We start from the raw sequence: 21,640 nt of genomic DNA on the forward strand, positions 1-21,640 counted from the left end.
ATTTGAGATTATATATTCATCACTTTAAGAACACAGCCTAGGCTGCTCGACTCCGTACCCAGATCGATCTGCTCCCAGGTGTAGGTCAGGGGATCCCCGTCCAGATCGGCGCCGGCACCTTTGAGCACGAACGGCGTGTTGGCCGGAATGATCCGGCTGGCCCCGGCCGCCGCCTGGGGTGTGTTGTTGACAAGATCGATAGGGGTGCCGCAGGTCGATACGGTCGCCATGTGCGCCCGCATCTGCTCGATGGACTTGCTGTGGAAATAGGGATCGCTGTGAGGCTGGATGTTCTCCTCCCCGCAGATGCCGGCATAGGCCATGATGGAGGTGCCACTGCCCGGCTCCCAGGCCTGCTCCGGCGTCCGGTTGCCGCTGCCACAACTGCCAGTGGTGCCGTTGAAGGTGTGGTCGGCACCGAACTGGTGGCCGATCTCGTGGGCAACATAGTCGATGAAGAAGGCATCTCCCACCGGAGTGACCGAGCCCGTCATCCCTGACGATCTGGCGCCATAGGGATAATCAGGCGGCAGAACATCCCGGCACAATACTCCCAATCCGGCCAGACCTCCGCCACCAGTATTGAGGACGTGACCTATATCAAAAGCGCCGAGCTTCCCGGCGTTAAATGCCTGCACTTGCACATCGATGTTTAAATCCGCATCCGCATCTGTATTGGTAAAGGGATCATTGGCCGGGTCGGTAAAGATGATCTCGTCATTGCCGCTGGCCAGCTGGAACTCGGCCCCCACGTCACGCTGGTACACCTCGTTGATCCGGTTGAGCAGGGTAGCAATGGCTGCGGTGGCCTGCCCTTTGGTGCCACCGTGGAACCGGGTGTACTCCCCCGCCGCCGAGATGGCGATGACATAGCGCTTGCGTGCGTTGCCATCCACCTGCACCTTGTGCGCCAGCGCCTGGTCGGCGCCATGACCAATCACCCTGTCGGCCTCTTCCGTCAGCCGGCTGTAGGCGTCCTGCTGGTAATAGACGGCATATCCCTCGGCATCGCTGAGGGGATCGACGAACACCGTCTTGCCCTGATGGGTGAACATGGCGTGAAAACCCAGCGGCCCCAGATCGAAGCGCCCGGTCTCCACCGGCGCAGCCGGGTTGTGCCCCTTGAAAGTGAGAATGTCGGGGAATTTGGCCGCCTGATCGGCCGGCAGCAGATCATAGGCCTGCAGGGTGAAGGTCACCTCTCCCCCGTCGGGCAGCGGCAGGGTCAGCGAACGCGCCCCGGCTTGCAGTCCGGCAAAATAGTCGATGGGCACCTTGGCCACCCGAAACTGGTTGGCCCGCACTTCATAACCGTCGGCGGGGGTGGCACGCGCCGCGACTGTATCCCACTCCTTGGCCGCAAGGCCGCCCGAACTCATCAAGCTGGCAACCACCAGCGCCAAGGGAGAAAATTTCATCAACTGCATCTTTTTAGTCCTTTTAAATGCATTCACCTGAACTTCAACTGGCATCATTCGCCTGCTGGTCCGATTAGTCCAGCAGCATCCACCCTATCTTCCCCGAATGGGGAGTGTTGCACCAACCCTGTCTAGCCCCTATCATTGCGCGGATTTATCAGTTTTTGAGCCGCGTCACCATGACGACGGTTCGTCTTTTTCTGACCAAGGTTAATCTCATGCTCAAATCCCCACTGTTGCCCCGTCTCGGGGACCTGGTCGTTGCCATTGTTGACGATGTGCTGGGCCAGGGTCTCACCCTGGATCGCGCCTATGCCCGTCACTTCTCCGGCATCGAACTCAAACCGCAAGAACAGGCAAGGATTGCCCTGGTCACCGGCGATCTGCTGCGCCGCCTCAGCCTCTACTGCGCCCTGACCGGTATTCAGGTCCGCCAGGCCGAGAAGCACGTCTGGCCGCTGCTGCACAGCTGGCACGCTTTCCACAAGATAGCTCAACCCAACCACCCGACCCTGGATCGCTTCAATGAAGAGGCGTTTCGTCGCCGCCTGACCGAGGCCAAGAAAAACCCGGTGCTGATGGATGGCTGCCCAACCTGGCTGGAAAAGCTGGGCAGTGAGCAGCTGGGCGATGCCTGGCCGGCCGAGCGTGCCGCCCTGACCGCCATGCCCAAGCGCTACCTGCGGGTCAACACCCTCAAGTGCACCCGTGACGAGCTGCAGGCGGCCCTGGCCAAAGAGCAGGTCACCACGGTGCCGGTGGAAGGGGTCGACAGCGCCCTGGAAGTGACCTCGGATGCCGCCCTGTTTCGCACCAACGCCTTTGCCGACGGCTGGTTCGAGCAGCAGGATGCCGGCTCCCAGCACATCGCGGCGGCGCTCGACGTGACTCCCGGCATGCGCGTCATCGACGCCTGCGCCGGTGCCGGCGGCAAGACCCTGCATCTGGCCGCCATGATGAAGGGCAAGGGCCGTCTGCTGGCGATGGACGTGGAAGAGTGGAAGCTGGAGAACCTCAAGCAGCGCGCCCGCCGCGCCGGTGCCCACAACGTGGAGACCCGGGTCATCACCAGCAGCAAGACCGTCAAGCGCCTTAAAGAGAGCGCGGATCGCCTGCTGCTGGACGTGCCCTGCTCCGGCCTGGGCGTACTCAAGCGCAATCCGGATGCCAAGTGGCGCGATACCGCCGAGCGGCTGCCGGTGCTGGTCGCCCTGCAGGAAGAGATCCTGCAGCGCTACAGCCAGATGGTGAAGGTGGGCGGCATGCTGGTCTACGCCACTTGCTCCATCCTGCCCGAGGAGAACCGCCAGCAGGTGGACAAATTCCTCGCCGCCAACGACAACTTCCGCCTGCTCGGTGATCACACAGTGAGCCCGGCGGCCACCGGTTTCGACGGCTTCTACCTGGCGCGCATCGAGCGCATCGCCTGATACCTGCGTGCAGCATAAGAAAAGGGGAGCCAATGGCTCCCCTTTTTGCATGATGCGATGGCGACCTTATTCGGCGGCTACGTCATCCTGCTTGTGTTTGGCGGCAGTTTCCTTGATCAGGGTCTGCAGTTCGCCAGCCTGGAACATCTCGATCATGATGTCACAGCCGCCGACCAGCTCGCCCTCGACCCACAGCTGCGGGAAGGTGGGCCAGTTGGCAAACTTCGGCAACTCGGCACGGATGTCCGGGTTTTGCAGGATGTCGACGTAAGCAAACGGCTCGCCACAGGACATCAGGGCCTGGGAGGCCTGGGCAGAGAAACCGCAGCTGGGTAGCTTGGGGGAGCCCTTCATGTACAGAATGATGGGGTTTTCAGCCAGCTGCTGTTTGATCTTTTCAATAGTTTCCATAGGTGCCTCACTAGAGCGATTTCGGCGGCCATTCTACTGCAATCCGGGCAGACCACAAACTGGCAAACCGCAGCGACAGCAAGAAGTGACGAATCAATACGCCGCAGCTTGATCCGGATCATGGCGAGAATCAAGAGTTGTTAGGCCATCTTTGATGCTGGTACAATCGATGGGCTTTGGGCCAACTGGCCCCATCACTTCAAGAACAATTCTTTTCAAAATAGAAAAGAGTACGCAATGTCTTGCAACCGTCGCCTTCGCACGGCCAGCCAATGGAGAGTAGAAAATGGCATTCGAACTTCCCGCTCTGCCCTATGCAATCAATGCTCTGGAACCGCACATCTCCCAGGAAACTCTGGAATACCACCACGGCAAGCACCACAACACCTACGTGGTCAACCTGAACAATCTGGTGCCGGGTACCGAGTTTGAAGGCAAGTCTCTGGAAGAGATCATCAAGACCTCCACTGGTGGCATCTTCAACAACGCCGCCCAGATCTGGAACCACACCTTCTACTGGCACTGCCTCTCCCCGAACGGCGGTGGCGAGCCCACTGGCGCCCTGGCCGATGCCATCACCAAGGCGTTCGGTTCCTTCGCCGAGTTCAAGGATGCGTTCACCAAGTCTGCCATCGGCAACTTCGGCTCCAGCTGGACCTGGTTGGTAAAAAAGGCTGACGGCTCCCTGGCCATCGTCAACACCTCCAACGCCGGTTGCCCGCTGACCGAAGCCGGTACCACCCCGCTGCTGACCGTCGACCTGTGGGAGCACGCCTACTACATCGATTTCCGCAACCTGCGTCCGAAGTACATGGAAACCTTCTGGGCTCTGGTCAACTGGGAATTCGTGGCCAAGAACCTGGCTGCCTGATAGCACCACGCTCTTGCCAAAACGCCCCGCTCTTGCGGGGCGTTTTTTATGGGCGCGAGGGCAGCCAGCGCAGCAAAAAGGCGCCCGCAGGCGCCTTTGTCATTCGAACCGGGATGCACAGGCATCACTGATCGATCTCGTCCAGATAGTCATCCAGGTTGCTGTCGTCGCTGTTCTCCTGCGCCGGCGCCTTGAGCTCGCTTTGACGGCCGTTCACCTTGCCTTGGTTGTACTGCAGATAGAAGTCCTTGGTCAGGGCGTAAGGATCGAGCGCGTTGTCGATGATCCGCTCCTGATCGATCAGCTTGGAACGGGTGCCCAGACCATTCAGCGCCCAGTGCACCGCTTTCAGCGGGAAAGTGAGCAACGAGTAGGGGAAGTAGAGCACGTCTATGGTATCCCCCACTATCTCGCGGGTAGTGGTGGGGCCATAGACGGGAACCATGACGTAGGCCCCCTCCCCTATGTCCATGCGCCCGAGCACGGTAGAGAGCTCCAGCTTGTTGCGCTCGAGGCCCGCATGCTTGGCCACGTCGAAGATCCCCAGCAGACCCACAGTGGTGTTGAGGGTGAAACGACCCAGGTTGGTCCCCGCCCCCTTCAAGTCGCCGGTCAGCAGATGGTTGACCATGCTGCTCGGTTCGTTGAAGTTCTCCACCAGATTCTCGATGCCATCCTTCATTCCCTGTGGAACGTAACGGGCGTAGCCGTGCACCACGGGGCGGGCCACGTAGGGCTCCAGCACATCGTAGTTGACGGCCCACATGGCCCGGTTGGCCCCCTGAAACGGGTCGCGGCTGTCACTGGCCGTGCTGGTCGCTTCGGGCCGGCTCGGCGTCTCCTTGAGGTCAAGGCTCTCGGGGCCCGGTTGGGGTGGGCCGCCAGCACAGCCACCCAGCAACAAGGCAACCGTCAATGCCCCTACACGCACATGCATATGGAAGTCCTAGCTTTTTTATTGTGATTAATCTGAATTATAGGCAGCCCGGCCCCATCGAGGGGCCGGGCCAAAGGCGTATTAGAGGGCATGATCGATGCGGATGTCAATCGGCGCTGAGGGAATTGAGCCGGTGGCGACCGGGACCGAGGCCCCTTCGAACGCCCCTTCCTTGTTCATGACGTTGCCGCCACGGGAGAGGCGCGCCTTGAACTGCAGCTCGGGATAAGCGGCCAGCTTGTTGCCCTCCATCATGGCATCGCCGTCCCCCAACGACAGCGTCACCGGGAAGTGCGGGCCTGGGATGCGCTTGACCGCGATGGGCATGGGCGGTCCGTTGGGGATCACCGCAAACACGAACAGGTGGGCATCTTCCGGCAGCGCAATGCCATCGGCCAGCGTCACCTTGAGCGGGAACTCACCGGCCTTCACCTCCAGCACCTGGGCGGAGGCGGTGCTCTGCCCGCTCGCCTCTGCCGGCACGGCCGCACTGGCCATGCCGCGCTTCTTCAACTGCTGCTCTGCATACTCGATGGAGCGCTCCACCATGGTGTAGCGGGTCGAGCCCTTCTCCATCAGCGGCAGCATCTCGCGCCAGCGTTGCAGAGCGGTCTTGAAGTCCTCTTTTTGCAGGGCCATGAAGGCGTAGACGGAGCGTGCCTCGATATTGGCCGGATCCTGGGCGATGGCTCCCCGCAGCAGCTGATCGGCCTGCGCGTCATCCCCTGTCATCATCAGCGCCTGGGCATAGGGCACCGCCACCATCCCCTTCTGCGGTGCCAGCCCGTAGGCCCGCTCCAGCGCCTCGCGAGCCATATCGGGATCATTGCCATCCAGCGACAGTCGGCCCAGCAGCAGCCAGCCGCGGTAATCGTTCGGTTCCTCTTTCAGGCGGGTACGCAGGGCCAGGGTGAAGTCCAGCAGATCCTGCTCGGTGACCTCGGCATTGCGCTCCACCAGGATGCGGTTGCTGAGCTCGCCCAACCGGCTGCTGGCGTCCTGCCAGCGGCTGACCTCCTGCCAGGCGCCGAGCTTGTAGTAGAGCCCCAGGCTCACCACCAGCAGCACCAGCACACCCGGGATCCAGATCAGACTCTTGCCGCCGCGAGCAGTCTGCTCCACGTCGGGGATGTCGTCCAGCAGGCTGCGCTGCAGCTCGATCAGGGTGTCCTGCTCTTCCGCCAGCACCCCCTGTTCGCGCTCTTCGCCGATCTCCAGCAGACGCTGACGATAGAGCTGTTTGTTGAGGGCCGAGCGGCTGATGCTCTGGCGGCCCTCTCCCCGCCACAGGGGCAACACCAGTGCCAGGCTCACCAGCACCAGCAGGGCCGCGATCACTATCCAAAATGCGGTCATTGTTTCTCTTCCTCTTTGAGCAGGGCAGCCAGACGACGCTGCTCCTCCGCGCTCAGGGCGCTATCCGCCGGCGTAGCTGCCGCGGGACGACGGCGACTGCGCACCACCAGGACTATGCCCACCACGATCACCAGCAGAGGCCCCAGCCAGAGGATCAGGGTGGAGGCCATCAGCGGCGGGTTGTACAGGATGAAGTTGCCGTAGCGGGCCACCATGTAGTCCACCACCTCCTGCTTCTCCTTGCCCTCGCGCACCATCTGGTAGGTCTTGTCACGCAAGTCCTTGGCCAGGCCCGCATTGGAGTCGGCGATGTCCTGGTTCTGGCACTTGGGGCAGCGCAGCTCCTTGGTCAGTTCACGAAAGGTCTGCTCCTGGGCATCGTTGTCGAAGGTGTAGACATCGATGGCGGCCAGCGCCTGACCCGCCCCGCCCAGTCCCGCCAGCAGCAGCAGGGATGCAATCAAGATTCTCATCGGGTTCTCCCTCACTTCATGGCGTCATAGATGGGTTTGAGGGTCGATGCCCACACCTCGGGGTTGACGTCACCCACGTGGCGATAGCGGATGATCCCCTGACTGTCGATGAAGAAGGTCTCCGGCGCGCCGTAAACCCCCAGATCCAGCCCCAGCATGCCGTCGGGATCATACAGATTGATCTGATAGGGATTGCCGAGCTCCGCCAGCCAGTTGATGGCCTTGGCCCGCTCATCCTTGTAGTTCATGCCGACGATGTAGATCCCCTGCCCCGCCAGTTGCTTGAGGTAGGTGTGCTCCCCGTAGCAGGTCGGGCACCAGGTGGCCCAGACGTTGAGCAGCATGGGGCGTCCCTTGAGGATGCTCCTGTCATGCTGCTTATTGAGGTCATAGATATCCTGCAGGGTGAACACGGGCACTTCCTTGCCCACCATCACGGATTCGAGCTTGGTAGGATCGGAGTAGAGCCCCTTGAACAGAAACACGGCCCCCAGCAGAAAGACGATGAAGGGGATCAGAAACAACCAGGTCTTCTTGCTCATGCCTTGGCCTCCTCTTCACGACGACCGAAACGGTAGCGCTTGTCCAGCATCGCCAGCACGCCGCCGATGGCCATGAAGACGCCACCGAACCAGATCCAGCGCACGAAGGGTTTGTAGTAGATCCGCACCGCCCAGGCGCCGTTGTCGAGCTGCTCGCCAAGGGCCGCATAGAGGTCACGGGTAAAGCCGGCATCGATGGCCGCCTCGGTCATCGGCATCCGGGTCACCTTGTACATGCGCTTCTCCGGCTTGAGCAGGGCCACCTGCTTGCCATCCTTGTGCACTTCCAGCACGCCCTTGAAACCGTCGTAGTTGGGGCCGTTCTTCTCCTTGATACCGGTGAAGACGAACTCATAATCGGCAAAATGGACCCGATCGCCGGCCTGCATGCGCAAATCCTTCTCGATGCTGTAGTTCTGGGTGCAGGCGATGCCGATGATGCTCACCGCGAGGCCCACGTGGCCCAGGATCATGGCCCAGTGGCTGTTGCCAAGGCGCCGCACACCGACGGCAAAGCTGTGCTTGTGGGTGGCGCGCGCCCAGGTTTCCTGCACGCTGGTGACGATGATCCAGGCGCCCAGCCCGATACCGAGCGCAGCCCAGGGCTTGAACTCCTCGGCCAGCAGCAACGGCAGCAGGATGGCGGCGGCCAGGCTCAGCAGGAGCGCCAGCATCACCTTGCCCTTGAGCTCACCCAGCTCCTGGCGGCGCCAGCGAAACAGCGGGCCTACCCCCAGCAACAGGGCGAACGGAATGATCAGCCAGCTGTAGATGTGGTTGAAGAAAGGCGTGCCGATGGAGATGCTGCCAAGCCCCAGCTCCTTGTGCACCAGCGGCAGCAGGGTGCCGAGCAGCACGGTCAACAGACCCGCCACCAGCATGATGTTGTTGCCAAGCAGCAGGGTCTCGCGGCTCCACAACTCGTGCTTGCCATGGCTTCTCACCTGGGAGCCCTTGAAGGCAAACAGCAGCAAGGATGAACCGATTACCGCCAGCAGGAAGCCCAGAATGAACAGGCCGCGGGTCGGGTCGGAGGCAAATGCATGCACCGAGACCAGCACGCCGGAGCGTACCAGGAAGGTACCCAGCAGGCTCAGGGAGAAGGCGGAGAGCGCCAGCAGCACGGTCCAGGCCTTGAAGGTGGCGCGCTTTTCACTGACCGCCAGCGAGTGCAGCAGGGCGGTGCCGGCCAGCCAGGGCATGAAGGAGGCGTTTTCCACCGGATCCCAGAACCACCAGCCACCCCAGCCGAGCTCGTAATAGGCCCACCAGGAGCCGAGCACGATACCCAGGGTGAGGAAGACCCAGGCAGCCATGGTCCAGGGACGGGACCAGCGCGCCCAGGTGGCATCGAGCCGGCCGGTCATCAAGGACGCGATGGCGAAGGCAAAGGCCACCGAGAAGCCCACATAGCCCATGTAGAGCATGGGTGGGTGGAAGATGAGACCCGGGTCCTGCAGCAGCGGGTTGAGATCGCGCCCATCCACCGGGAAGTAGGGCAAGGTGCGGGTGAAGGGGTCGGAGGTAAACAGCACGAAGGCGGTGAAACCGACCGAGATGAGGCCGAGCACGCCGAGCACCCGCGCCACCGCGTCGAGCGGCAGGCGGCGGCTGAACATGGCGACCGCCGCCGTCCAGCCCCCCAGCGTCAACACCCACAGCAACAGGGAGCCCTCATGGGCCCCCCACACCGCGGAGATGCGATATTGCAGCGGCAGCAAGCTGTTGGAGTTGGTGGCCACGTACTGCACGGTGAAGTCGTTGTCGATGAAGGCCCAGGTCAGGCAGAGGAACGACAGCAGCAACAGCAGAAACTGGGCATAGGCCAGCGGGCGGGCCGCCGACATCATGCCAAGGCGCCCCCATTTGGCCCCGAGCAGCGGATAGCTGCCCAGCAGCAGCGCGGTGGCAAATGCCAGGATCAGCGAGAACTGTCCTAATTCCGGGATCATTGCTTGCTCCCCTTCAACTGCGCGTCGGTATATTCCGGCTTGAAGTGCATGCCGTTGGTGGCATCGGCCACTTCCGGCGGCATGTAGTTCTCATCGTGCTTGGCCAGCACCTCGAAGGCGGCGACCGTGGTGGCATCCTTGAGGGTGCCCTGGGCGACGATGCCCTGCCCCTCGCGGAACAGATCCGGCAGGATGCCGTCAAACTCGACGGTCACCAGATGCCCACCATTGTCCACCAGCTTGAAGGCCACCTTGAGACTCTGGGGATCCCGCTGCACCGAGCCCGGCACCACCAGACCTCCGATGCGCAGGCGCTGCCCTTCTTCCGGCTTGATCTTGTCCGGCCCCTTGCCCTCCACCAGCTCGCTCGGGGTATAGAAGAGATCGATGTTCTGGCTGAGGGCATAGAGCACTAGGCCGATCACGGCGGCAAGGCCGGCACTGATCGCCAGGATGATGGTGAGGCGTTTTTTGCGTCTCGGGTTCATAGGGTGTTCTCCATCTGCTGGGCCGCCTTGCGACGAGCCTCGCGCGCCTGCTTGCTGCGCAATTCGCCGAGCAGGCTGCGGGTTTTCATACGGGTGGAAATGACGATGCCGACCAGGCAGAGCAGGGTCAGACCGAAGGAGAGCCAGACGTAGAAGGCGTAACCGCCCATCGCCAGAAAGTCACTGAATGAGGCAAAGTGCATGCTTACTTCTCCTGCTCGGCTATCTCTTTGACCCAGGGGCGGTGCCACTCCCGCATCAAGAGCTCGTTTCGAAAACGCATCAGGGAGAGGGCCCCGAGGAAGGCGGCAAAGGCCAGGATCATGATGAGCAGCGGCCACAGCATCTCGGGGGAGATGGAGGGCTTGTCAAACTTGGTGATGGTGGCGCCCTGATGCAGGGTGTTCCACCACTCCACCGAGTAGTGAATGATGGGCAGGTTGATCACCCCCACCAGCGCCAGGATGCCGGCGGCGCGCCCGGCCAGCACCTTGTCGCTGAAGGCGTTGTAGAGGGCGATGACACCGAGGTAGAGGAACAGCAGGATGAGCTCGGAGGTGAGCCGAGCATCCCACACCCACCAGGTGCCCCACATGGGTTTACCCCAGGCGGCGCCGGTAAACAGCGCGATGAAGGTAAACACGGCGCCGACCGGCGCGATGGCGGCCACCGTCATGTCGGCCATCCTCAGCTGCCACACCAGACCGATGAAGGCCGCGACCGCCATGGTGGAGTAGGCCCCCATGGAGAGAATGGCGGCGGGAACATGGATGTAGATGATCCGGAAGGAGTCACCCTGCTGGTAATCGGCTGGGGCGAACGCCAGCCCCCAGAGGGTGCCGATGATGAATGCCAGCAGGCTGGTCACGGCAAACCAGGGCAGCAAGGTCCCTGCCAGCTGGTAAGCGCGCTCGGGTTTAGCGTAAGGGTGCAACCATTTCCACATAGCTCACAAAACCTTTCTGTTATTAATATCGTGGCGAGGCCTACCATACTAACTGCCGGAAAACATCACATCCCCCGAAAGCAATAAGCAGCCATCCTCTTGATCTATCTCAATTATATTTTTTATAACGGCCCTTCCATGGCCACTTTTGCAGACGCTTTCATCAATTCACGCTGACCCGCAGCGCCGCCGAGACCGCCAACGGGGTCAGGGTGAGCGCACCGGCCAGCATGGCCCCCAGAATCGCCAGCTGCCCCGAATAGGGCAGCCCCATCCCCGCCGCATCGATGGCGGAGGTGGCAAAAATCAGTACCGGAATATAGAGCGGCAGGATCAGCAGGCTGAGCAGCACTCCCCCTTTGCGCAGACCCACGGTGAGGGCAACGCCGATCGCTCCGAGCAGGCTCAGCACAGGTGTGCCCAGCGCCAGGGTCGCCACCACCGCCAGATAGGTATGCATGTCCAGCGACAGCAGGATGGCGAGCAGCGGAGAGATGAGCAACAGCGGCAGGCCGGTCAGCAACCAGTGAGCGATCACTTTGGCCAGCGCCAGCAAGCCAAGCGGATGGGGCATCAACATCATCTGCTCCAGCGCGCCATCGCCGAAGTCGTCGCGAAACAGCCGCTCCAGGGAGAGCATGGCCGCCAGCAGGGCCGCCACCCAGATGATGCCGGGGGCAATGCGGGCCAGCAGCTTGGGCTCGGGGCCGATCCCCAGCGGAAACAGGGTGATGACGATGAGAAAGAACCAGAGCGGGTTGAGGATGTCGGAGCGCTGGCGCAGGGCCATCAGCAGCTCACGGTGGATCAGGTACATTACGGCGCGCAACATCAGCACTACTCCTGCAGCAAGGGCGTGAGAGAGAGGGTCTTCAGCCGTCCCTGCATCAGGGTCATGTCCTGATGGGTGGTGAGGATCACCATGCCCCCCCGCTCGGCATGGGTCAGGAACAGCCGCTCCAGCACCTTCACACCTTGCTTGTCGATGGCGGTGAACGGCTCGTCCAGGATCCAGAGTGCCGGCTGGTCACTCAGCCACAGACGGGCCAGCGCGACACGGCGTTGCTGACCGGCGGAGAGCTGACCGGTGGGGTTGTCTTCAAACCCGGCCAGACCGACCTGGGCCAGTACCCGCCACAGGTCCACGCTGGTATCGGCCGCATGGTGCAGTTTCTGGTAGAAGGCGAGGTTTTCGAGCGGTGTCAGGGCAGCCTTGACGCCTGGCTGATGACCGAGATAGAGCAGATTGGCGTGATATTCGTCGCGGCAATGGCGAATATTCTCACCATTCCAGCACACTTCACCGGCAAAAGGCTGAGACAGGCCAGTCAGCAAGCGCAGCAGGCTGGTCTTGCCCACGCCGTTGGGACCTTCAATTTGCACCAGATCACCGGGAGCCACCGCAAAGGAGAGATGTTCAAACAGAGTGCGATCTTCACGCACGCAGCTCAGGTTGTTAATTTGAAGCAGCATGAGGATGTAATCAGTGAAAAGAAGCGGCCTGCATATTAACACAGTATCGGGAAGCGTCTTTTCAAAGATGCCAATTATCAGCAGGATTTGTGGGGGAGATCCCGCCTTGGGGAGCCACAATGCGGGGTGGGAAAATCAGGAAGGCTGCTGCCTTCCCGAACATTTATGAGCGGCCTTTTCGCAATGAAATCAACAATTCAGCCTCGGCCTTTGGCAATTCACACTCGTTCATGACCTCGTCGAGGTCGGCACCGAGCTCCACCATTTTGGCGGCCCGGCTGTACAGGCGGCGTTCCGGATCCTGCAGGGTCAGCTCCTGCTGGCGGTCATTGACCTGCTGCATGGCCCCTTCGACGGATTGCAGACGCTGGCCCATGCCGATGGCTCCGGTATGCAGCTCCATCATCTGCTTGCGCAGACTCTCGAGCTGACCCTGCAGCAGCTCCACCCTGGCCTCGGACTCTCGCTGACCACGTCGGCTGCCTAACACCCCGTACAGGGCCAGAGCCAACGCCAGCAAGGACACCCCCAAGGCGGCAATTTCAATCATCAACACATCATCTTCCTATCAGAGGGAACCGATATCTTCCCACTCTTCATCGGAGAGCAGCTTGTTCAGATCGACCAGGATCAGCAGCTGGCCATCGCGGTTGCTGACCCCCTGAATGAACTTGGCGCTCTCTTCGGTACCCACGGCCGGGGCGGCATCGATCTCGGACGAACGCAGATAGACCACTTCGGCCACGCTGTCGACCATGATGCCGATCACCTGCTTCTCCGCCTCGATGATGACGATGCGCGAGTTCTCGCTCACGTCGCCGGAAGGCAGACCGAAGCGGGAACGGGTATCAATGACGGTCACCACGTTGCCGCGCAGGTTGATGATGCCCAGCACATATTCAGGGGCACCCGGCACAGGGGCGATTTCGGTGTAGCGCAGCACCTCCTGCACCTGCATCACGTTGATGCCGTAGGTTTCATTTTCCAGCTGGAAGGTGACCCATTGCAGCACTTCGTCTTCGGCCAGATTCTGTGCAATATTGCGCTTTTCTGTCATGTTTTTATTCCTTTTATGAAAACGTCTACTGGTAAAACTAGCAATAAAACAGCCCGAGTGCAGAAGTTATCAGCGACCTTCTATATTGACCCCGCGCTCCAGCAACAGGAGCAATTCCTTCACGTGCAGCAGGGCACACATCTTCTCCTTGACCATGCCCGCCAACCAGGGGCGTTTGCCCTCCTGATGGCGCCATTTGACCTGATCACGGTGCAATAACTCGGTTCCCTTCAGATGATGGCAGGCCAGTCCCCAGGGGGATTCACCCAACATGATCAGATACTTGTAGTCATCGATTTCCAGATGCTGGCCCGGCATGACCCACTGCGCCGTGTCCACCACGTTCATCTTCTGCTCGCGGGACGTCATGATCCCCTTGTACCAGCCGGGCTGGCCAAAAAGGGATGACACCTCCCCCAGCTGATGAATACCGCCAAGCTCGGTCAACGGCACGGCAAAGGTGACGCCGGCCACTTCAAAGAACAGGGCCTGAAACTCCTTGCCGGTATCGATGTTTTCCCAGCTGGAGGGGGCAACCTCCTCCTGTGGCGCCAGGGCCACCTCGGTCTCCGTCACCACCAGAGTCGCGGGATCCGCCGCCACCGGCTCGGGCATCTCCTCGGGCCAGACCGGCTCAACCGGCAGCAAGGCATCTTCGGCCTCGATCTGCAGCGGTTCAGTGACTACCTCTTCATGGCTCAGGGCGTCGATTTCATATTGTACCTGACCCACCTGGGCCAGCAGTTCACTCAACTGTTCCAGCCGCTGATCCGCCTCCAGATAGGGCTGGGCCACTTTCTCGGCAACCGGCTGGGGCTTGCGCTGCAACTGGATGACGGGCGCCGAGTCAGGCTCGTCGGCATCAAGCAGCAGGGCATCCTCCAGCAGCAGGGAGTGGAAGTAGTCATCCATGGCCCGGACTTGGGTGGTATCTCTCATGATGTCACCTCATGAGCACGTTGACGCTCTTGCGCATCAAGATAGTTGAGCAGCGTCTCATAGGCGTAGGTGCCGCGGCTGCTCGGCGAATAGATGGAGGGGGGAATGTGAAGCAAACTGGCATCCCGAAACTTGGTATCTATGGGTATGACGGCATTCCAGACCGCACTGCCGTGCTGCTCCTTGATGGACTGCAGGGTCATCAGCGAGGCGCGGGTTCGCTTGTCAAACATGGTGGGAATGACGGTATAGCGGAACTTCTCCCGCTTGGAGCGCTGCATGATTTCAAACGTCTTCATCATCCGCTCCAGCCCCTTGAGCGCCAGGAACTCGGTCTGCACCGGCACCAGGATACGGTCACAGGCCGCCAGCGCATTCACCATCATGACCCCCAGTACGGGCGGGCAGTCGATCAGCACATAGTCGTATTGATCCTGGATGCGCAGCAGTGCCCGCTTCAGCACCAGCCCCATCCCTTCCCGATTGCCCATCACCCGATCCAGCGTGGCCAGGGTAATGGAAGCGGGCAGCAGGTGAATGTTCTCAAACTTGGTACGCAGCGTCAGTTTATTGACGAGCTCCGCCGTGGGCTTGACCGCCTGGAACAGCTCATAGAGGGTGCCATCCAGCCGATCCGAGTCAAAGTCGAGATAAGAGGTCAGGGAGGCATGAGGGTCAGTGTCGATCAACAGCACCCGCTGACCACGCTGAGCCAGAATACCGGCCAACGAGACCACCGTGGTGGTTTTACCGACCCCACCTTTTTGGTTGGCAACCGTCCAAACAATCACTGTATCAATCCTGCCTCGTTGTTATGCGTATGCCACCACCTGGCAGCGAGATCACCTTGACCTCTCCTGCCTCGACTGCCTGCTGAACTGCCGGGACCGGCTCCTCCGTCACTGGCTTAACGGGAGGAATCGGGGTCGGAGGTGGTACCCAGGCGAACTTGGAGATAGCGACCACCACCTTGCGATTCTGTAAACGCCCCTGCTCGGTACTGTTGTCCGAGAAGGGAGAGAACTCCCCATACGCCTCGTAGGCAAGTCGCTGCGGGGCTATCCCCTTGGCGATGAGCGAGGTGAGCACGGCCTCCGCCCTTGCTGCCGACAACGTCCAGTTGGAGCGAAAAATTTCATTATTTATCTGCTGGTTATCCGTGTAGCCCCGCACTCTCACATAGTTATCGACCGGTTTCAGGATACTTGAAAGAGTATTGAGCACCGGATCTGCATTGGAGCTCATAAACGCGCTGCCACTGCCAAACAGCAGGCCGGAACTCAGCTCCACCGTCAGCCAGTTGTCATCCTGTGTCAACTTGACTACCCCGGCATCCACCAGAGACCCCATGTTCTCCCGCAGTTGCGAATCTATCTTCGCAAGAGTCATACCATCTTGCAGAATGGGAACACCAGAAATAGGAGCCTGCGAGGGTGAACGGGCCTTGGCACTCTCCAGCACAGAGGCGGCGGCGGACACTTCATTGTTCAGCAACGACTTCCCCTGCCCCTCCAACAAACCATCGCTGCGGGGTTGCATCACATTGAATGCCTGGGTCATACCGTCGATGACGGCGCGATACTTGTCCTTGTTGACCAGTGCCACCGAGTAGAGCACCACGAACAAGGCGAAGATCAGCGTCATGTAGTCGGCGTAGGAAACCAGCCAGCGGTCGAGGTGCTCCCGACCTTGCAGATGCAAACGATAGCGCTTGCGCATGGCTACTCTCCCTTCAGATAAGCCTTCAACCGCCGTTCAACCTGGGGGCCATTCTCGCCATGGGCGATGGCCATCAGACCTTCCAGCGTCATCTCCTGAAACAGGGCGTAATGATAGTGAAAAGCACGCAGGCGATTGGCGATCGGCAGGTAGAGCAGGTTGGCAAAGCCGACACCATAAATAGTGGCAACGAAGGCAACGGCAATGCCGGCACCGAGAGCGGCGGGCTCCTCCAGATGGAACATTGCCTGGATCAGCCCGATGACGGCACCTATGATGCCGATGGTCGGGCTGTATCCCCCCATGGCCTCGAAGACCCTGGCAGAGTGCTCGTTACGCTCCTGCTCGATATCGATATCCGCTTCCAGCAACATGCGAATGTCGTCTACCGAAACCCCGTCCACTATCATGGTGAGGCCGTGACGGGTAAATTCGTCACTCTCCTGTTCGGCCTGATTCTCCAGCGCCAACAACCCTTGCTGGCGTGCAAAGATAGCCCAGGATTGCAATCTCTCGGCCTGAGCGACCAGATCCCAGCCCGGTGGCAGCACCATCCAGCAGGTCTGTCTGAGCGCCTCCAGCAGGAACTTGCGCGGCGTCTGCAAAATGACCGCCCCCCAGGTTCCCCCCACCACGATGACAAACGCGGGTCCATCGAGCAGGGTCAGCAGATTGCCGCCATGCCACAATTGGGCAATGGCAATGGCTCCCAGTGCCAGGATCAGGCCAAACATGCCCATCGTTAGCGGCCCAGCTCAACCAGGATACGTTGTGCGACCCGATCCAGCGGCAGCGATTCAGTGGCAATACCGGCTTTGGCAACCGCCTGCGGCATGCCATAAACCACGCAGGACGCTTCATCCTGCGCCCAGATGGTGGAGCCTTGCTCCTTGAGCAGGCGCGCACCATCCCGACCGTCCGCCCCCATCCCGGTCAACACGATGGCAAGCACCTTGTCGGCATAGGTCTTGGCGGCAGAGGCGAAGGTAATGTCGACACACGGCTTGTAATTGACCTTGTCATTACCCTCGACGATGCGGATGCGGGCTCCGGCACCACGGCCTTCCAGCAGCATCTGTTTGCCACCGGGGGCCAGATAGGCGTGACCGGGCTTGAGCACATCCCCATCTTCCGCCTCCTTGACGCCTATCTGGCACAGGCCATTCAGACGGGCGGCAAAGGCCGCGGTGAAGGTCGCCGGCATGTGCTGGATAAGCAGGATAGGATGCGGGAAATCGCCGGGCAGCTTGGTCAGCACATTCTGCAGGGCGACCGGGCCGCCGGTAGAAGTACCAATGGCCACCAGCTGATAACTTTTGCCGCTGCGCTTGAATGCGGCCACCGGAGCAACACGCTGCGGCTCTGCCTGACGTTCTGCCGGACGTGGCGCATTCAGAGGCGTCCTGACAACGGGCTCGGGCGCCTTCGGGCGTGCCGGCGCAGACATCAGGAAGCGCTTGCGTGAAATCTCCTTGACCCGCTGCTGCAGCAGACGGACGGCTTCATCCTTGTCACGGGCAATGTCTTCGAATTTCTTGGGAAGGAAGTCAAGTGCCCCTGCATCGAGCGCATCCAGCGTGGCTTTGGCCCCTTCGTGGGTCAAAGAAGAGAACATCAGGATCGGCGTGGGGCACTTGGCCATGATCTCGCGCACGGCACTGATACCATCCATGACCGGCATCTCGATGTCCATGGTGATCACGTCAGGACGCAACTGCTGCGCCTTTTCTACCGCTTCCCGACCATTTTGGGCCGTGTCGATCACCGTCAGCATGGGATCCTGAGTGATGATCTCGCTGACCCGACGACGGAAGAAGCTTGAATCGTCGACAACTAATACCTTGATTGCCATTGTTATTCTTCTAACTCCTTGAGCCTGGGGTATCAATGTCTACGGGCGTACGCCTTGAGCAGACTCGGCACATCCAGAATGAGCGCAATACCGCCATCGCTGGTGATGGTTGCCCCGGCCATGCCGGGAGTCCCCTGCAGCAGGCTGTCCAGCGGCTTGATCACCACCTCTTCCTGACCGATCAGATTGTCCACGACAAAACCGATCTGCTGGGTACCAATCTGGACAATCACCACGTGGCCCGTGTCCTGACGCGATTTTCGGTTTTTGCCTCTGACCAGCCAGTTGTGCAGATAGAACAACGGGATGGCCTTCTCGCGCACTATGATGGTGAGCTGTCCATCCACCATGTTGGCCTTTTTCAGATCCAGATGGAAAATCTCGTTCACGCAACCCAGCGGCAGCGCGAACGTCTGCTCGCCCACTTCCACCATCAGGGTCGGCAGAATTGCCAGGGTCAGCGGCACCTTGATCTCGAGACGGGTGCCTTTGCCCCAGGTCGAATCGATATGCACCGAACCATTCAGGCTGACGATGCTGGTCTTCACCACGTCCATCCCGACGCCACGGCCGGAGATATCGGAGATCTCTGACTTGGTCGAGAAGCCGGGCGCAAAGATCAGGTTGTAGGCATCGTTGTCGCTCATGCGGGCCGCAGTATCGGCATCCAGCACACCGCGGCTGATGGCGATGGACTTGAGCTTCTCGGGATCCATCCCCGCGCCATCGTCCTCAATACAGAGCAGGATATGATCGCCCTGCTGGGACGCGCTCAGGGTAATGGTACCTTGCCGTGGCTTGCCCGCCTTCTCGCGGACATCCGGCATCTCGACGCCGTGATCGCAAGAGTTGCGCACCAGGTGAACCAACGGGTCGGCAAGGGCCTCCACCAAGTTCTTGTCGAGATCGGTCTCTTCACCGACCATTACCAGCTCGATCTCTTTCTTGAGGGTACGGGCCAGATCCCGCACCCCCCGTGGGAAGCGACCAAATACTTTCTTGATAGGCTGCATGCGGGTCTTCATCACCGCACCTTGCAGATCCGCCGTCACCACATCCAGGTTGGCAACGGCTTTTGACATGTCTTCATCGTTGCTGGCGATGCCAAGGCTCACCAGACGGTTTCGTACCAGCACCAGCTCACCCACCATGTTCATGATGACGTCCAGCGTCTTGGTATCCACCCGTACCGTAGTGTCGCTTTGCACCGCACTGTCGGCGGGCGCTGGCGCAGCCTGCTTGGATGGCGCCGCTGCAGGAGCCGGTTTTGCCGCTGCCGGCGCGGCGGCTGGCTTGGCCGCGGCTGGTGCGGGGGCAGGTTTAGCCGTCGGAGCAGGAGCAGGGGTAACTGGCGCGGCTGAAGTCGGGGTTGGTGCCGCCGCAGGAGCAGACATGCTGCTCTGCGGACTCTGACCGCGACCGTGCAGTTCATCCAGCAGGCGTTCGAACTCATCGTCATCGATCAGCTCGTCCACCTCTTTTTGTACCGACTTCAGCGGATTGACTTCAGGAGCGCCACCGTGCTGACCCTGACCATGGAGCTGGTCAAGCAAGGCTTCAAACTCGTCATCCGTGATGTCGCCGGAACTCGGCGCAGCAGGGCTGGCTGCAGCAGTAGGTGCCCCCCCGACGCCATGCAACTCGTCAAGCAGACGCTCAAACTCATCGGCCGAGATCTCGTCGATGGAACCGCCGCCGCTGACCACGGAGGCCTCCTGCGCGGGTTCAGGCACGGCCGCAGGCTCGGGCTCGGCAATTGCAGCTACCTCTTCAGCCACGGGAGCATCTGTCTCCACCGGAGCACTGCTGCCTGCAGAAGCAGTCAACAACTGCTCTTCCCCTTCGGGTTTGCAGAGCTCGTGCAGATCATGAAGGATTTCGGCGGACGCAGGGCTAGGCGGTTCGCGATTCTGCACCTGGGCGAACATCACATTGATGGCATCCAGGGCCTGCAGGATCACATCCATCAACTCGGCGGTCACGGTCCGCTTGCCATTGCGCAAGATGTCGAACACGTTCTCGGCACCATGGCAGACGTCCACCAGTTCGGTCAGCGAGAGAAAACCGGCGCCGCCCTTGACGGTATGGAAGCCGCGAAATATGGCATTCAACAGATTCTTGTCATCGGGTCGCTTTTCCAAGTCGACCAGTTGTTCAGACAACTGTTCCAATATTTCGGATGCTTCGACCAAAAAGTCTTGCTGTATGTCTTCATCAACTTCGAAGGCCATGCGTCACTCCATTAAAATCCCAGGCTAGACAGCAGATCGTCCACATCATCCTGACCATTGACCACATCGGAACGAGTCTCAGGGTTCATTATGGGGCCTTCGGCTTCAATCCCGCTTACAGGAAGGCTGCGAGAAGAATGCTCGGCAGATGCCTCACCAAACATAGTCAGCATTTCTATTAATTTAGTTTCAACTTCCTGGACCAACTTGATGACCTTGCGGATCATTTGGCCGGTCAAATCCTGAAAATCTTGCGCCATCAGGATTTCTGTCAGCAGTTGCCGTAATTTATCGGCATCAGATTCAGAAGCCTTAATAAAATCATCCAGTTGGTGACACAAAGACTTGAATTGCCCAACACTCATGTCTCTGCTCATCAGGGCATTCCAGTTGGGCAGAACGAGTTGAATGTTGTCATTTAACCGATCGGCAATGGGCAGACTGGCTTCCACCGCATCCATGGTGCGATTGGCAGCCTTGTCCGTCATGTCGATGACATAGCTGAGGCGCTCCCGCGCATCGGGAATTTCATGGGTGGCCAGATCGGGGATCCTGGGATCAAGCCGAAAATCTTGTAGGGAATCATGAAGTTGTCGGGTCAATTGACCCACTTTTTCAAACAGGGCGGCCGCATTGGGTGCACACGCATCGGCGATGAGAGTGTCGGCCTGTTCGAATTCACCTTGCTCAAGATGGGCAACAAGCATCCTTGCCTGATCGAGCGAAATCATTGCACTCGTTTTGGCCTTCATCCCTGCTGCTCCTTAGCCGATTCGTTCAAAGATTTTGTCGAGTTTCTCTTTGAGCGTTGCAGCAGTGAAAGGCTTGACGATATAACCATTGACGCCAGCCTGGGCGGCTTCAATGATCTGCTCGCGCTTGGCTTCGGCAGTCACCATCAGTACCGGCAGGTGTTTGAGCTTGTCATCGACGCGAATAGCCTTGAGCAAGTCGATGCCTTGCATGCCAGGCATGTTCCAGTCGGTCACGACAAATTGAAAATCGCCATTTTTCAACATTGGCAAGGCCGTGTTGCCATCGTCTGCTTCGTGGGTGTTGTTGAATCCCAGGTCACGCAGCAAGTTCTTGATAATCCGGCGCATCGTTGAAAAATCGTCAACAATGAGGATTTTCATGTTCTTGTCCAAAATTCCCTCCTAAATAGCCGCCAGAGCGGCTCACTTACATGATGCAGATCGCAGGTTTTGTTTTGCGGATTATGCCTTAGAGTTTCCTGATTACCCATGATTAGCAGTCACCCCGAACTATACTGATCTTATGCACAGTTATCGAGGAGCGAGATCATGGCCAAAAGCAAAGTCCAATTCCAGAAAGGCTACAGCCTGTTTGAGCTTCTCAAGGACTATGGCACTGAAGCTCAGTGCGAAAACGCGTTGTTCACTTGGCGTTTTCCTCACGGCTTTGTCTGCCCTGAATGTGCCAACAAGACCTGTTGTCACCTGAAAAGTCGGCCACGCGTGCTGCAATGCAATCACTGCCATCACCAGATGTCATTGACTGGGAACACTATTTTCGCAAACACCA

At 59.8% G+C, this 21,640-nt stretch carries 24 protein-coding genes and 1 pseudogene; 3 read left to right on the forward strand and 22 right to left on the reverse strand.

The genetic code is table 11. The features are described 5' to 3' along the window. Nucleotides 1-26: 26 nt before the first annotated feature. Nucleotides 27-1,427 (reverse strand): annotated as a pseudogene (locus CAK78_RS19005) (reprolysin-like metallopeptidase); the annotation flags it as partial. 209 nt (nucleotides 1,428-1,636) lie between these two features. On the opposite strand from CAK78_RS19005, the gene CAK78_RS19010 reads away from it, so the two are divergent. Next, nucleotides 1,637-2,848, forward strand: a complete 1,212-nt coding sequence (locus tag CAK78_RS19010; RefSeq protein WP_176452858.1) for an RsmB/NOP family class I SAM-dependent RNA methyltransferase — start codon at nucleotides 1,637-1,639, stop codon at nucleotides 2,846-2,848. Between the two features lie 66 nt (nucleotides 2,849-2,914). On the opposite strand, the gene CAK78_RS19015 is transcribed toward CAK78_RS19010, so the two are convergent. Further along, nucleotides 2,915-3,259, reverse strand: coding sequence for a Grx4 family monothiol glutaredoxin (locus CAK78_RS19015; protein ID WP_005298863.1), 345 nt, complete (start codon nucleotides 3,257-3,259; stop codon nucleotides 2,915-2,917). Nucleotides 3,260-3,545: 286 nt separating this feature from the next. Here CAK78_RS19015 and sodB point away from each other — a divergent pair, with 286 nt between their 5' ends. Continuing rightward, nucleotides 3,546-4,130 carry a superoxide dismutase [Fe] gene (sodB, locus tag CAK78_RS19020; protein WP_005298860.1) on the forward strand — a complete coding sequence of 195 codons (585 nt, stop codon included), beginning with the start codon at nucleotides 3,546-3,548 and terminating at the stop codon, nucleotides 4,128-4,130. A gap of 124 nt (nucleotides 4,131-4,254) precedes the next feature. Here the strand turns inward: sodB and CAK78_RS19025 are convergent, their stop codons facing one another. The 20 genes from CAK78_RS19025 to cheY form a co-directional block, all read right to left on the reverse strand. Next, nucleotides 4,255-5,067, reverse strand: coding sequence for an MlaA family lipoprotein (locus CAK78_RS19025; protein ID WP_094698316.1), 813 nt, complete (start codon nucleotides 5,065-5,067; stop codon nucleotides 4,255-4,257). A gap of 81 nt (nucleotides 5,068-5,148) precedes the next feature. Next, entirely contained in the window at nucleotides 5,149-6,423 is a 1,275-nt protein-coding gene (gene ccmI / locus CAK78_RS19030) for a c-type cytochrome biogenesis protein CcmI (protein WP_094698317.1), read from the reverse strand. After that, nucleotides 6,420-6,896, reverse strand: coding sequence for a cytochrome c-type biogenesis protein (locus CAK78_RS19035; RefSeq protein WP_094698318.1), 477 nt, complete (start codon nucleotides 6,894-6,896; stop codon nucleotides 6,420-6,422). The genes ccmI and CAK78_RS19035 overlap by 4 nt, the downstream gene beginning before the upstream one ends. An 11-nt stretch (nucleotides 6,897-6,907) precedes the next feature. Beyond that, on the reverse strand, nucleotides 6,908-7,438 hold the full coding sequence (locus tag CAK78_RS19040) for a DsbE family thiol:disulfide interchange protein (protein ID WP_005298853.1): 531 nt from the start codon (nucleotides 7,436-7,438) through the stop codon (nucleotides 6,908-6,910). After that, nucleotides 7,435-9,390, reverse strand: a complete 1,956-nt coding sequence (locus CAK78_RS19045) for a heme lyase CcmF/NrfE family subunit (RefSeq protein ID WP_094698319.1) — start codon at nucleotides 9,388-9,390, stop codon at nucleotides 7,435-7,437. Before CAK78_RS19045 ends, CAK78_RS19040 begins: the two co-directional genes overlap by 4 nt. After that, entirely contained in the window at nucleotides 9,387-9,878 is a 492-nt protein-coding gene (gene ccmE / locus CAK78_RS19050; protein WP_005298847.1) for a cytochrome c maturation protein CcmE, read from the reverse strand. The genes CAK78_RS19045 and ccmE overlap by 4 nt, the downstream gene beginning before the upstream one ends. Next, entirely contained in the window at nucleotides 9,875-10,081 is a 207-nt protein-coding gene (ccmD, locus tag CAK78_RS19055) for a heme exporter protein CcmD (protein WP_005298845.1), read from the reverse strand. Before ccmD ends, ccmE begins: the two co-directional genes overlap by 4 nt. A 2-nt stretch (nucleotides 10,082-10,083) precedes the next feature. Beyond that, nucleotides 10,084-10,824: a heme ABC transporter permease gene (locus CAK78_RS19060; protein WP_005298843.1), complete on the reverse strand. Its 741-nt coding sequence runs from the start codon at nucleotides 10,822-10,824 to the stop codon at nucleotides 10,084-10,086. A gap of 163 nt (nucleotides 10,825-10,987) precedes the next feature. Beyond that, nucleotides 10,988-11,656, reverse strand: a complete 669-nt coding sequence (gene ccmB / locus CAK78_RS19065; RefSeq protein ID WP_094698320.1) for a heme exporter protein CcmB — start codon at nucleotides 11,654-11,656, stop codon at nucleotides 10,988-10,990. Nucleotides 11,657-11,661: 5 nt separating this feature from the next. After that, a complete protein-coding gene (ccmA, locus tag CAK78_RS19070) occupies nucleotides 11,662-12,297 on the reverse strand; it encodes a cytochrome c biogenesis heme-transporting ATPase CcmA (protein ID WP_094698321.1) in 636 nt (211 codons plus the stop codon). Between the two features lie 163 nt (nucleotides 12,298-12,460). Then, on the reverse strand, nucleotides 12,461-12,847 hold the full coding sequence (locus tag CAK78_RS19075; RefSeq protein ID WP_010634610.1) for a DUF2802 domain-containing protein: 387 nt from the start codon (nucleotides 12,845-12,847) through the stop codon (nucleotides 12,461-12,463). Nucleotides 12,848-12,865: 18 nt separating this feature from the next. Next, a complete protein-coding gene (locus CAK78_RS19080) occupies nucleotides 12,866-13,354 on the reverse strand; it encodes a chemotaxis protein CheW (protein WP_005298836.1) in 489 nt (162 codons plus the stop codon). Nucleotides 13,355-13,423: 69 nt separating this feature from the next. Continuing rightward, entirely contained in the window at nucleotides 13,424-14,293 is an 870-nt protein-coding gene (locus tag CAK78_RS19085) for a chemotaxis protein CheW (RefSeq protein WP_094698322.1), read from the reverse strand. Then, entirely contained in the window at nucleotides 14,290-15,084 is a 795-nt protein-coding gene (locus CAK78_RS19090) for a ParA family protein (protein ID WP_005298826.1), read from the reverse strand. Before CAK78_RS19090 ends, CAK78_RS19085 begins: the two co-directional genes overlap by 4 nt. A 4-nt stretch (nucleotides 15,085-15,088) precedes the next feature. Beyond that, nucleotides 15,089-16,012 carry a flagellar motor protein MotB gene (locus tag CAK78_RS19095; RefSeq protein WP_094698323.1) on the reverse strand — a complete coding sequence of 308 codons (924 nt, stop codon included), beginning with the start codon at nucleotides 16,010-16,012 and terminating at the stop codon, nucleotides 15,089-15,091. Between the two features lie 2 nt (nucleotides 16,013-16,014). After that, a complete protein-coding gene (locus CAK78_RS19100; protein WP_176452859.1) occupies nucleotides 16,015-16,752 on the reverse strand; it encodes a flagellar motor protein in 738 nt (245 codons plus the stop codon). A 2-nt stretch (nucleotides 16,753-16,754) separates the two neighbouring features. Beyond that, on the reverse strand, nucleotides 16,755-17,864 hold the full coding sequence (locus CAK78_RS19105; RefSeq protein WP_094698324.1) for a protein-glutamate methylesterase/protein-glutamine glutaminase: 1,110 nt from the start codon (nucleotides 17,862-17,864) through the stop codon (nucleotides 16,755-16,757). 32 nt (nucleotides 17,865-17,896) lie between these two features. Then, on the reverse strand, nucleotides 17,897-20,095 hold the full coding sequence (locus CAK78_RS19110; protein WP_094698325.1) for a chemotaxis protein CheA: 2,199 nt from the start codon (nucleotides 20,093-20,095) through the stop codon (nucleotides 17,897-17,899). 11 nt (nucleotides 20,096-20,106) lie between these two features. Next, the gene (locus CAK78_RS19115) at nucleotides 20,107-20,847 is read right to left on the reverse strand and encodes a protein phosphatase CheZ (RefSeq protein ID WP_094698326.1); all 741 of its coding nucleotides are present in this window, start codon (nucleotides 20,845-20,847) and stop codon (nucleotides 20,107-20,109) included. A gap of 12 nt (nucleotides 20,848-20,859) precedes the next feature. Continuing rightward, complete coding sequence (gene cheY, locus CAK78_RS19120; RefSeq protein WP_005298814.1) at nucleotides 20,860-21,231, reverse strand: chemotaxis response regulator CheY; 372 nt, start codon at nucleotides 21,229-21,231, stop codon at nucleotides 20,860-20,862. Between the two features lie 168 nt (nucleotides 21,232-21,399). Between cheY and CAK78_RS19125 the strand changes: the two genes are divergently transcribed. Next, nucleotides 21,400-21,640 (forward strand): transposase (locus CAK78_RS19125; protein ID WP_141214144.1); only part of this gene is annotated, 241 nt, incomplete at its 3' end.

Source organism: Aeromonas sp. A35_P (assembly GCF_002259925.1).
GTDB lineage: Bacteria > Pseudomonadota > Gammaproteobacteria > Enterobacterales > Aeromonadaceae > Aeromonas > Aeromonas dhakensis.